The 11,162-nt window shown below is 62.5% G+C and carries 11 protein-coding genes; 5 read left to right on the top strand and 6 right to left on the bottom strand.

Features of this window, described 5'->3' with window-relative positions:
- Positions 1-625: 625 nt before the first annotated feature.
- Genes VMI09_04335 through VMI09_04325 form a run of 3 tightly spaced genes read right to left on the bottom strand, consistent with a single transcriptional unit; the run spans position 626 to position 2,151 of the window.
- Positions 626-1,072 (bottom strand): hypothetical protein, encoded by a 447-nt coding sequence (locus tag VMI09_04335; GenBank protein HTQ23899.1) that lies wholly within the window; start codon positions 1,070-1,072, stop codon positions 626-628.
- A 57-nt stretch (positions 1,073-1,129) separates the two neighbouring features.
- Entirely contained in the window at positions 1,130-1,936 is an 807-nt protein-coding gene (locus VMI09_04330; GenBank protein ID HTQ23898.1) for an alpha/beta hydrolase, read from the bottom strand.
- A gap of 5 nt (positions 1,937-1,941) precedes the next feature.
- On the bottom strand, positions 1,942-2,151 hold the full coding sequence (locus VMI09_04325; GenBank protein ID HTQ23897.1) for a hypothetical protein: 210 nt from the start codon (positions 2,149-2,151) through the stop codon (positions 1,942-1,944).
- Positions 2,152-2,385: 234 nt separating this feature from the next.
- Between VMI09_04325 and VMI09_04320 the strand changes: the two genes are divergently transcribed.
- Both VMI09_04320 and VMI09_04315 read left to right on the top strand, forming a co-directional pair.
- On the top strand, positions 2,386-2,970 hold the full coding sequence (locus tag VMI09_04320) for a TIGR00730 family Rossman fold protein (protein ID HTQ23896.1): 585 nt from the start codon (positions 2,386-2,388) through the stop codon (positions 2,968-2,970).
- Between the two features lie 163 nt (positions 2,971-3,133).
- Positions 3,134-3,685: a hypothetical protein gene (locus tag VMI09_04315; GenBank protein HTQ23895.1), complete on the top strand. Its 552-nt coding sequence runs from the start codon at positions 3,134-3,136 to the stop codon at positions 3,683-3,685.
- Here the strand turns inward: VMI09_04315 and VMI09_04310 are convergent.
- The 3 genes from VMI09_04310 to VMI09_04300 form a co-directional block, all read right to left on the bottom strand.
- Positions 3,682-4,713, bottom strand: a complete 1,032-nt coding sequence (locus VMI09_04310) for an SPFH domain-containing protein (GenBank protein HTQ23894.1) — start codon at positions 4,711-4,713, stop codon at positions 3,682-3,684. The genes VMI09_04315 and VMI09_04310 overlap by 4 nt on opposite strands.
- A 278-nt stretch (positions 4,714-4,991) precedes the next feature.
- A complete protein-coding gene (gene mscL, locus VMI09_04305) occupies positions 4,992-5,489 on the bottom strand; it encodes a large conductance mechanosensitive channel protein MscL (GenBank protein ID HTQ23893.1) in 498 nt (165 codons plus the stop codon).
- Between the two features lie 72 nt (positions 5,490-5,561).
- Positions 5,562-7,145 (bottom strand): tetratricopeptide repeat protein, encoded by a 1,584-nt coding sequence (locus VMI09_04300; protein HTQ23892.1) that lies wholly within the window; start codon positions 7,143-7,145, stop codon positions 5,562-5,564.
- 284 nt (positions 7,146-7,429) lie between these two features.
- On the opposite strand from VMI09_04300, the gene VMI09_04295 reads away from it, so the two are divergent.
- The 3 genes from VMI09_04295 to VMI09_04285 all read left to right on the top strand — a co-directional run bounded on the left by VMI09_04295 (position 7,430) and on the right by VMI09_04285 (position 11,026).
- The gene (locus VMI09_04295) at positions 7,430-8,080 is read left to right on the top strand and encodes a glutathione S-transferase family protein (protein ID HTQ23891.1); all 651 of its coding nucleotides are present in this window, start codon (positions 7,430-7,432) and stop codon (positions 8,078-8,080) included.
- 98 nt (positions 8,081-8,178) lie between these two features.
- On the top strand, positions 8,179-9,222 hold the full coding sequence (locus VMI09_04290; GenBank protein ID HTQ23890.1) for a phosphotransferase family protein: 1,044 nt from the start codon (positions 8,179-8,181) through the stop codon (positions 9,220-9,222).
- A 58-nt stretch (positions 9,223-9,280) separates the two neighbouring features.
- Positions 9,281-11,026 carry an alpha/beta fold hydrolase gene (locus VMI09_04285; protein ID HTQ23889.1) on the top strand — a complete coding sequence of 582 codons (1,746 nt, stop codon included), beginning with the start codon at positions 9,281-9,283 and terminating at the stop codon, positions 11,024-11,026.
- Positions 11,027-11,162 lie beyond the last annotated feature (136 nt).

Below are 11,162 nucleotides of genomic sequence, written 5' to 3'. Positions count from 1 at the left end.
CTCACCACTCGCTACTACGACCGCCTCGGAGTGCCCAGACTTGCCCAGTAACCTCAACCTTCCGAACCGCCGGATGCGGACCCGCATGTCCGGTGGTGTGGCAGGGGAGTAGCGCTGCGGCGCTACCCCCTATGCCGATTGGCGAGCGCGACCAAAAGATTGGCGACTATGCAGGAGGCGCAAGGGAACGTTGGCGGCGGGCACGCCACCGGCGTCGCCCTGGTTGAGTATACGACACGCGCAAGACTCAACGTTGGTCTGCGGACTATGATGGTGAGCAGAGAGAACGGATTAAGAAATCACTACAGAAGAAACGCCGTCTGCCGATTCACCTAAGCATTAGTGCGCCGATATCGCGCGCGCATGATCCTGTTCGTGGCGTGCATGAGTGGCGTTTTGCTCTCGCCAATGCGCGATCAATTTGATCGATGCAGCGACAAGGCCGACGCCAGCGGCGACAGCGATAACAGGTAGCGATTCTACGGCGGCTCCGGCTACCGCAGTTCCGGCCGCTAGGGTCACCCCTAGCGCGGCAATTTTGTTATTGGCTGTCATACGGATCGCCTGTAAGAGTGTCGCATCAATCCAGCGGTCTTAATCAAGAACAGAAATGCCGCTAAGCAAGCTAATCCCAATAAATACAGACGAATCCCAAGCGAAACAGAGCGAATCGCCCCGGCGGATTCGCGTCAAGGCATTCGCGATGCTCCACGAGTGAGTAAATATACATTCCAAATGTAAAGATAACCAGCACCGCGCACGACGCAACATCGTTAACGAAATTGGCGGTTTTTTCCTGCGGAATTGGCATCCGCTTTAGTAGGTCAAATATCTTGAATAATCCCGTGCTCACTGCAGCCAAACATAAATCCGGCCCCAGATAGAAGTCCGTTAGCAACCAGCCAGGAGCCGTCCTGGAGACCTTATTTCCGAGCGCTGCTATCAAGAGCAGCGCAATTGGGATAACCAAATTGGTGACAACAGGCTGAAAAACGCTAGAGACGGTCGCTGGATCGGGCTTAGGCACGGCGCCGGCGCAGATTAGTGCTTCAGCCGAGTCTGCGTCAGGCACACACTCTCTGGCCCACTACTCTCCCGTGACGGAACGTCCTCGAACGGGGGTTACTTGCTATCGCCGATCCACCGATTGCAAAAACCGCACGATCGCGGCGCGCGAGTCCTCAGGGCGCTCCAGCCAGAAGCAGTGTCCGGCCGGGTCGAGCACTTCGAGCTTCGCTCCGGGGATGCGCTCGGCCAGGATGCGCGAGTTTTCCCACGCGATGAGCGCGTCCTCCTTGCCCGTGATCACCAGCGTAGGACAGCTGATTCGAGGCAGCCGATCGTAAGTGTCATGCGCGGAGAGAGCTTTCATCCGATGGCCCAGCGCGACCGGATCGATCGGCCGCTGGCGGCGCGCTTCGACCATCGCCGCGATGATCTCCGGATGGCGCTCCAAATGATCCTTGCTGTAAACCGCACGCGCCAGCGCTCGGCCGCGCTCTTCGGCGGGCATTGGCGTGAGCGAATACGCGGCAGCCATCGCGTCGCCTTCAACCGGGACTTGATGCGGTCCGCCGGGCGTTGTGCATCCCAGCACCAGCGAGCGAAGCTTGGCCGGATGGCGCAGCGCCAACTCCTGCGCGATCATTCCGCCCATCGAGACCCCGATGACGTGCGCCGGCGCGAAGCTTAAGTGCTCCATCAGCGCGGCGGTGTCGTCGGCGAGCATCGCGATACTGTAGTCGATGTCCGGTTTCTCGCTCAGTCCCGAGCCGCGCTGGTCGAAGGTGAGCACGCGAAAAGCGCCGGCGCAGGCGGCGGAAAGGCCGGCGAACATGGTCTGGTCGCCCTGCGCGCCATGAATCATGACCAGCGGCGGCCCCGTGCCGCCGATCGCGTAGGCAAGCTCGACGCCGTTGATTCGCACACGTTCCATCGCGCTCAGCTTTTGCCCTCGGGCAGCAAGTTCAAGACCGTGGCGTTGAACAGCATCGTGTGCCCGCAGTTCTGACAGACCATGTTGACGCACGGATAGGCGTTTTTCATCCGCATCGTCCACAGCCGTACGATTTCCGGGCTGATGGCCCATTTGCTCTGATGGCATACCGGGCAGACGCGCGGTTCCTTCCAGCGCCTGTTGATCTCGCGCACCGCCTGTTCATGTCGAAAAGTCCCTGGGTCCAAAGGACCTCGCGCCATTTGGCTGGTGGCATTCCGGGTGGTTTTTGCTGATGCGCCATACGAAACCGGCCTCGCGCACCCGTTTATCATGGAGTGCCAGACCCAAGCCAGCAAAAGACCCGCCCGGCGGTCCTGTGAATATCGCGTTTGGCCGGTTGCCGGCCGTCTGTGCGCCGAAGGGCCGGTTAGATACCATACTGGAACATGGCGAACATGAGGGTATGCGTTTACTGCGCCTCGAGCCGTCAATGTGACCCGATCTACCATCAGGCCGCAGCGCGGCTTGGGCGTGTGCTCGCGCGCGCGGGTCATACGACCGTTTACGGCGGCGGCAGCGTCGGCTCGATGGGGCATCTGGCGGACGCCGCACTGGCCGCGGGCGGCCGTGTAATCGGCGTCATCCCGTCCTTCATGCACGATCTGGAGTGGGCGCATCGCGGACTCAGCGAACTGCTGATCGTCAACGACATGCACGAGCGCAAACGCCTGATGATCGATTCGGTCGGCGCAGTGATCGCCCTGCCCGGCGGATGCGGCACGTTCGAGGAATTGTTCGAGGCGATAACCTGGAAACGGCTCGGGCTCTATGGCGGCGCGATCGTGATCGTCAATACGGAGGATTTCTACCGCCCGCTAATCGAACTGCTAGAGCGCTCGATCGAACGACGCTTCATGGACGAGCGTCATCGGGCGATGTGGAAAGTTGTGGCCGAGCCGGAGCAAGTGCTGGAAGCGATTCGCGAGTCGGCGCCGTGGCCGCACGAGAACCGCCGATTTGCCTCGCTATAGCCGGTTAATTTCTAAACAGGCGCGTTCTGATAGGCATCGATTGCAATTGAGCAGCGAATAAACCATTGGTGAACGAAGTACGGGGCAAGGATTAGCTAACGGTTCTATACATTCATATGCATCGCGTAGCATAATGCGCTCAGGGGGGCGGGGGTTAATTTCGATGGCTGCTGGTTCAGAGCGCAACGCAAGGTCTCGCCTGAAGGCGAATCTCAAAGAACTCGACAAGCTCAGCTCCGCCTCCCTGGCGCGCGATGACTTGCAAGAGCGCAATCTGAGCTTTCGCGCAGGTCTGCCCTACTTCGAGCGGACTCTCGCACTTTTTCGCGGACTTGGCAGCGGCAACCTGTACAAGGTGCCTTCGGCGTACCTGACGATCGTGGCCGACCACGCCGAGCGGGTGCTCACCCAGTTCGAGGAGATCCTGCGCTTCACGGGCGAGAATCTCCCCAATCCAGGCGAGGTGCGCAATCATCTGATCGCCGAGGTCCGCGATTATTACCGCCAGCTGCACGACGATCTGTCGCTCCTGATTACGCCGCCTCCCGGTCAGCGGCAGCATACCGCAGGCGCGACATCACACATGGGCACGTCGCTCGCGGTGATCATGGTGCTGATATTCGCGGCGGGCGTGAGCGTAGCCTATCATTACGGGCTATTGGGCTTCGCGGCGCAGGATCTGATCGACTCGATACACGCCATCGCGCGCCGCTAGCCATCCGCGTCGCGCATCTGCGAGCTGTTGTGCGAGGGAGCGCCGGCGGACGCCAGTGACGTCGCCTGCCCGTTGGCCGAACCGCCGGCGGCCGCTCCCGGATCGCCGCCGTGATCGGTCGAGACCTCGCGCGCCGCGACCATGGCGTTGCGGATTTGCCCGGCTATATCGGTCAGTCCGCCTGGCGAGTGCGGCAGCATGATGGTGTTGGATCGCCCGCCGACTTCCTTGAGCATGTCGAAGTATTGGGTCAGCAACAGCACGACCATCGCCTCCTGCACCGTCGCGCCCGGCAATCCCTGCTGAAACATCGCCGCCGAATCATGCAGGCCGCGCGCGATCTCGGTGCGCTCGCGCGCGATTCCGTTGCCCTGCAGCGCCTTGCTCTCGGCTTCCGCCTCGGCCTGCTTCACTTTGAGGACCTTCTCGGCTTCGCCCTTGGCCTTGGCCGCTTCGAGCAGGCGCTGATTGGCGTTGATCTCGTTCATCGCGGCCTTGACCCGCTCGTCCGGATCGATGTCGGTGACGAGCGCGGTCAGGATGTCGTAGCCGTACTCGGACATCTGTGTCCCTAGCGATCCTTTGACTGCCTGCGCGACTTCATCCTTTTTGAGGAAGACATCGTCGAGGTCGAGGCTGGGCACGTGCGCGCGTACCACGTCGAAGACGAAAGCGGTTATCTGCGGGGTCGCGTCGGTGAGGCTGTAGAAGGCCTGGTAAACCTTGTCGGGAAAGACCGAGAATTGCACGGCCACGGTGACGTGGACGAAAACGTTGTCGCGCGTTTTGGTCTCGACCTTGACCGTCAGTTGCTGCACCCGGAGGTTGACGTTATCGACCACCTGGTCGATCAGGGGAATCTTGAAATGCAGACCTGCGCGAGCGATCCGCAGGAACTTGCCCAGGCGCTGGATGATCGCGACTTCCTGCTGCTCGACCGTGAACCATGAACCAAACAGCACGATGAGTCCGATCATGACCGCGACCGCGAGCCATCCCAGCACCATGACGTCCGCTGAGTCGTTCATTTTTGTCTCCCCCCTTTGGCCTTCGTATCTGACGATGATCGCACCATTAGCCGATCGTGAATACGTCTAGACGTCAATTGTCGCATTTTGGCGATAATCGTTCCACGGGGTGCCCGGGTTGCCCGGAAAATGAGGAAAATCCGATGAAAGGCCAAGCGGCATGCGGCCGGAAAAAGGAGGGAGCGCGCAAGGGGTTATCTCTGCGCCATGCAGATACTAACCCCTGCGATGGCCGTACGTGCGAGTTGACCGTGAGCGCGATAGAACCTTCGACTCGCTCAGGCTGCGAGCGTCGAGGTGCAGTGAGCGCAGCGTTTAGCCGCGATCGGTATCTCGCTCAGGCACTCGGGGCAGGTCTTGGTGGTCGGCGCCGGCGGCGGCTCCAGACGAGCCATCAGCCTGGTGACCGGCATCACGATCGCGAAATAGACCGCCGCGGCCACGAGCAGGAACGAAATCAGTTGGTTGATGAAGTCGCCGATCATGAACTTGCTGCTGTTGATCGTGAACGCGATGCCGGAAAAATCGGGCTTGTGCACCACTGCCGCAATGAAAGGCGTCAGCAAATCCTTGACGAACGCGGATACCACGGTGCCGAAGGCTGCGCCGACCACGATACCCACGGCCATGTCGATGACGTTGCCGCGCAGGAGAAATTGCTTGAAGCCGTTCATGGGTGGACCTCCGTATTTGGGTCGCGTTTTGCGGACGTAAAGCTGTTGAAAGCGCTGGGCGAGGTGAAGGTCGGTCTCCAGATCTTCGGTTTCGAACGCCATCGTAACTGCCGCCATCGTAACCGGGTGGATGCCTTCAAGCGCGATGCGCGCCGAGCGTTGCGACCGCCCCGATTACTGACTGACCGATTCCATCACCCGGCCGCTCCCGGCATCAGCGATATCCACCGTTACCGTGCCGGCGACCTTGTGCGCTGTCTTGGCGCTCTCGAGGCGCGTCCTGATGTCTGCGACAAACTTGTCGCGCATCGGCGCCGGCATCGCGTCCATCGGAAAATTATCCATCATCACCCGGGCCCGCATGTTCGACGGCCACTCGACCGCGGTCACCTTGGGACCCGCCACCGGCAGGCCGCGCATCATCTCGGCCACCGCCTCCTGGAAAGTCCCGGACGCAGCGGAAGTTGACGAAGTCCCGGAAGCCGATGAGGCTCCGGAAGCCGTCGTGTCCGGCTGTTGCGCGGCCGGCGCAGCGCCGGCCGTCGCGTCGATAGCCGCAATCGTCACCGACTGCATAACCCGATTACTCGAAGCGTCGGCGATTTCGACCGTCACCGGTCCCTGCAGGCGATGCGACTTCATCGCGTCGGCGGTGCCCGACTTCAGATCGTCAAGAAAGCGCTTAGCCGCGAACGGCGGCATCTGGTCCATCGGAAAATTGTCCATCAGCAGCCGCGGATGGTTGTCGCCGGTCCATTGCACGCCGTGGACCTTAGGGCCCGCGATCGGCAACCCTCGCGCCATCTGCTCGAACGCGCCCTGGAAAGTCGCGGGGTTGCCCTGGGCTGCCATCGTCGCGGCGTTGCCGCCCTGCGGCGCTCCCCCGACCGTCGCCAACATCTGATCGACTTCGCTTCTGCTCTTGTCATCCGGGGCGAGCGTGCGCGCCTTGACGAAATAGCTGCGCGCAACCGGCTTGTTCTCCTGCTCGGCATAGGCGACGCCGAGGTTGAAATATGCCTCGAAGAACTCGGGATGCGCCGCCACCACCTTCTTGTAGTGAACGATCGCGACATCGGGATTGCCGCTGGAGAGGTACATCGTGCCGAGGTCGGTGCGCACCCGCGGATCGTCGGGTTTGCGGCTCAGGTAGTGCTCGTAGGCCGCGATCGCCTCGTCGTAGTGGCGCCGGTCGTAGTCGATATTGCCTACGCCGCGGAGCGCCGGAAGATTATCCGGATCGAGCTTCAGCACGTGATCGTACGCGTCCGCGGCCTTGGGATAGTACGACGGATCGAACATCGCAGCTCGCTCGGCGGCGTCGCCGAAGCGATTCCATGCGTCGACGTCCTTGGGCGCAGCGGTGGCCTTGGCCTGCAGCTTGTCGATAAACTTGCGCGCCTCGTCGGGGATTTTGATTACCTCCGGATGGCCGGGGGGCAGATTGCCGGACGCACTGCCCTGGGCGGTCGCCTCGGCAGCCTCGCGCGCGCCGGGCACTTGCCGGCGCATGATGTACGCGGCTGCGCCAAGTCCCGCCGCGAAGATGAGCGCGAAGACGGCCGCGAACGCGGCCGTGACCCGCGGCGCGCCGGCCGCGGAGCCGGCCGCCAGCGCCGTGCTCGCCGCAGCGCCGGCCGCGGAGCCGCTGACGGTCTCCGCCGGATTTCCGGCGGAGACCGTCAGCGCCGTCCCGCAGCTGACGCAGAACTTCGCGCCGGGTATCACCGGCGTCCCGCATTGCGGACAAAATCGCATCTTACGTACGTTGCTGCTCGCGTCCGGCCGCTGTGCGCGGGCTTTCCCCGCGCGAACCGGCACCCAAGAAAAAATCACAGCCGCGCCCGCGCGCGCAACCACGCGCGCGCGCTGCGTGGGAACGGAACGGATACGTCGCCGCGGCGGCGGTGTACTCAAAACCCGCGATGGTCTAGGGTAGGGGCGCTTGGGCATCGGCGTTTCGCAAGGCAGCGGCCCGGCCGGCGGGTGCTGCATATCCGGATGATCGTCTGCCCGGCGCAACCGAGTTTAAGGAGACAGCCATGAAAATCTACAATTCTTTCGGCCCCAATCCGCGCGCACTCAGGATGTTCCTCGCCGAAAAGGGCATCACGCTCCCGACGCAGGACGTGGACTTGATGGGAGAGGAGAATCGAAAGCCCCCTTACACCGAACGGAATCCCGGCGGACAACTACCGGCGCTCGAACTCGATAACGGCAAGACCATCGGCGAGACCGTTGCGATCTTCGATTACCTCGAAGAGAAGCATCCCAAACCGGCGCTCATCGGAGCGACGGCCGAGGAGCGCGCCGAGACCCATCAGTGGCAGCGCCGCGTCGAACTGAACATCACCGAGAACATCTATAACGGCTTCCGCTACGCCGAGGGCTACGAACTGTTCAAGAACCGCGTGCCGGTCTATCCAGACGCGGCCAAGTCGCTGAAGGACAACGCGCAGAAGCGCCTGGTATGGCTCGACGGGCTGATGGCCGGCCGCGACTGGATTGTGCCCGACCGCTTCACGATCGCCGACATCATTCTCTACTGCTGCACCGATTTTGCCGCGGGCGTGGGGCAGAAAATCCCCGACTCGGCCAGGAACCTCCAAGCGTGGTTCAAGCGCGTCGAGGCCCGTCCGAGTGCGGCCGCAAGCCTGCATCCGGCCTGGTCGAAGCTCAAGATGCGCGGCTAAGAATTTAGACTGCAGCCGGCCGGTCCGCGGCCCTGTTGGGGGAGCTTCGGACCGGCCGCGTCACCGTTGAGCCACACAATCCTGCTGACTTTCGAGCAATGACGGACCCGCAGATCGATCAGAGCGCACAGAGCGAGCGGATCGCGCGCCAACTGACGGCGCTGATGCGCGAGAAGACCGGTGACCCCGGCGCGAGCGTGAGCGAACCAATGCCGCTGCCCGGCCATGCCGGGCTGAGCTACAGCTTCGAACTGACCGCGCGCGCGGGCGTGGCGTCGCGAACCGAACGGCTGGTGATCAGGCTCGCGCCCGAGGGCGTACCGATTGCGGGGCCCACCGACGTGGTTCGCCAGGCTCGAATCATGGCCTCGCTTGCGGGAACCGCTGTGCCCGTCCCGCCGGTCAAGTGCTACGACAACGATCTGCGATGGTTCGGCAGACCGTTTTTTGTAGTGGGCTTCCTTAACGGCGACAAGCTGGCGCTGGGCGAGCGCCGCTACGGCGCCACCGAGACGCGAGCGATGGTCATGCAGGCGGTCGAAGCGGTGGCTGCGCTGCACGCGCTGCCGTGGGAGCCGCGCCGCGACGCCTGGGGCGAGCCGCTTTCGCTCGCGGACGAAATGAAGCGGCTGGACAACCTTCTCGATCGGCCGACACTCGACCCCAAGGTCGTCGGACGCGGGCCCGTTTTGCGCGATCGGCTGCGTCAAAGCCTTCCCTCTCCCGAGAGGGTGCATGTCGGATGCGTCCACGGCGACTTTCAGTGGTCGAATTGCCTGTTTGAGGGAGGGCGCCTCAGGGCGGTCATCGACTGGGAACTGTCGCAAATCGGGGCGACTTTGATCGATCTCGGATGGCTTTGTCTGTTTTCGGACCGCGACAGCTGGGAAACACAGGAGCTGATACCGCAGCACGTGCTCGCTCCCGATGAGATAGCGGAGATCTATGTCTCGAAGTCGGCGTCAGCAATCGATGTGCGGCAGGTACGATGGTTCCGGGCGTTCGCGGGTTATCGGTTCGGAGTTATAACAGCGTTTAATCTCATGTTGCATCGACGCGGAAAGCGCCCCGATCCGACTTGGGAAGATATAGCCCTGTCGGGTCCACGTCTGTTTGAGCGTGGTTTGGAGTTGCTAGGCTAGCATTCCTTTGCTGGGGCTTCAGACGGGCCGCTCCATCGCATCGAGGGAAGGCGACGGGATGAAAGCCAATGCCAAGCAGGAATCCGCAGAGTTTGCCGAGGCGCCCGAGCACGCGGTCAGGGCGGCCGACGCAATTTTGGGCGCCAATCCGTTCGTCGGCCTGGATGCGGACCAGGTCATAGAGCAACTTTCCAACTTCGTCGATGAAACGCTCAGGAATCCGGAGGTTCTCGGCGGCCGACTGATCAAGATGGCGGTCGAGCTATTCAAGGTCGCCGCCGGCGTCTCCGACGTCACCCCGGACGAGAGCGACAAACGCTTCGACGATCCTACCTGGTCCGACAATTTCTTCTATCGCCGCCTGATGCAGAGCTACCTCGTATGGCGTTCGACCATGCAATCGATGGTCCGCGAGGGCGAGCACGCGAACGGCGACTGGAAGGAGGCCGAGCAGCAGCGCTTTGCGATCCGCCTGCTGACTGAAGCGCTCGCTCCGACCAACGTGCTCCTGGGCAATCCGGCTGCGATCAAGCGCGCGTTTGAGACTGGCGGAATGAGCCTGGTTTATGGGATGCGCAGCTTCTTTGACGACCTCTGGAACAACAACGGCATGCCGCAGACGGTCGACAAGCGCCCGTTCGCTGTCGGCCGCAATCTCGCGGTCACGCCCGGCGCGGTGGTGTTTCGCTCCGAGGTTCTCGAGCTGTTGCAGTACACGCCGGCGACGCGGCAGGTGTATGAGCGGCCGGTGATGCTCGTGCCGCCGCAGATCAACAAGTTCTACATCATGGACCTTGCGCCAAAGCGCAGCCTGACCGAGTACACCGTCGCCCGCGGGGTGCCGTTTTTCACCGTGAGCTGGCGCAATCCGCGGCCTGAGCATCGCGACTGGGGCCTCGACGAATACGTGGCGGCGCTCAAGGAGGCGCTGGACGCAGTCTGCGAGATAAGCGGCAGCCCGACCGTCAATCTGCTCGGCGTATGCTCGGGCGGAATCACCTCGACCCTGATGCTCGGCCATCTGGCGGCGCTCGGCGACCGCCGCGTCAACTCCGCATCGCTCATCGTCACGATGCTCGATTCGAGCATGCCGTCGATGACCGGGATGTTCACGACCAAAGAGGGGGTGGCGGCGGCGACCGATCGCTCGCGGCGCCAGGGCGTGCTCAACGGCGCGGAGATGGAGCGCCTGTTCGCGTGGCTCAGGCCCAACGATCTCGTCTGGAACTACTGGGTCAACAACTACCTGATGGGCAAGGATCCGGCGCCGTTCGACATCCTGTACTGGAACGCCGATTCGACCAACCTGCCAGCGCGGCTGCACGCGGGCTTTCTCGACCTGCTGCTGCGCAATGGCCTGACCCGAGCCGGCGCGGTCGAGATCCTGGACACGCCGATCGATCTACGCCAGGCCGGATACGACCTGTTCGTGGTCGGCGGTATGACCGACCACATCTGCGCCTGGCGCGCGGTTTATAACGGCGCGCGCCTGTTCGGCGGACGGACCGAATTCGTCCTCAACTCGAGCGGCCACGTCCAGACGCTGGTCTGCCCGCCCACGAACTTCAAAGCCAAGTACTACGTCAACCCGGCTCTCGGCGGCGACCCCGATGCGTGGCTGAAGAACGCCACCGAGCAGAAGGGTTCATGGTGGGATCATTGGCTCGCATGGCTCGATAAGCATTCGGGGGAGAAACGCGAAGCGCCGGCCAGTCTCGGCAGCGTGCGATATCCGCCGCTTGATTCCGCTCCCGGAAAATACGTGATGGAGACGGCGGGCGGGATTTCGTCTGTGAGCGCCTAGTCAGTATGGAACGACCGGCTCCGATTCGCAGATATCGTAGGTTACGCTGCGAGTTGGAGAAAGGTAGCGCAGGGCTACAAACGAAAGGAGCCGGTCGATGGAGAATAATATCCGATTCGTGGGGTTTGATGTCCAC

The organism is Candidatus Binataceae bacterium, assembly GCA_035500095.1.
Classification (GTDB): Bacteria; Desulfobacterota; Binatia; order Binatales; family Binataceae; genus JAKAVN01.
The sequence above is the reverse complement of the archived record's forward strand: the minus strand, read 5'-3'. Positions and strand labels throughout refer to the sequence as shown.

Excerpts from the sequence above, each read along its gene's own strand:
- VMI09_04330 (HTQ23898.1), bottom strand. The coding sequence starts at position 1,936 with ATGGAACGTGTGCGAATCAACGGCGTCGAGCTTGCCTACGCGATCGGC.
- VMI09_04285 (HTQ23889.1), top strand. The coding sequence starts at position 9,281 with ATGAAAGCCAATGCCAAGCAGGAATCCGCAGAGTTTGCCGAGGCGCCC.
- VMI09_04300 (HTQ23892.1), bottom strand. The coding sequence starts at position 7,145 with ATGCGATTTTGTCCGCAATGCGGGACGCCGGTGATACCCGGCGCGAAG.
- mscL (HTQ23893.1), bottom strand. The coding sequence starts at position 5,489 with ATGGCGTTCGAAACCGAAGATCTGGAGACCGACCTTCACCTCGCCCAG.
- VMI09_04320 (HTQ23896.1), top strand. The coding sequence starts at position 2,386 with ATGGCGAACATGAGGGTATGCGTTTACTGCGCCTCGAGCCGTCAATGT.
- VMI09_04315 (HTQ23895.1), top strand. The coding sequence starts at position 3,134 with ATGGCTGCTGGTTCAGAGCGCAACGCAAGGTCTCGCCTGAAGGCGAAT.
- VMI09_04290 (HTQ23890.1), top strand. The coding sequence starts at position 8,179 with ATGACGGACCCGCAGATCGATCAGAGCGCACAGAGCGAGCGGATCGCG.
- VMI09_04310 (HTQ23894.1), bottom strand. The coding sequence starts at position 4,713 with ATGAACGACTCAGCGGACGTCATGGTGCTGGGATGGCTCGCGGTCGCG.
- VMI09_04295 (HTQ23891.1), top strand. The coding sequence starts at position 7,430 with ATGAAAATCTACAATTCTTTCGGCCCCAATCCGCGCGCACTCAGGATG.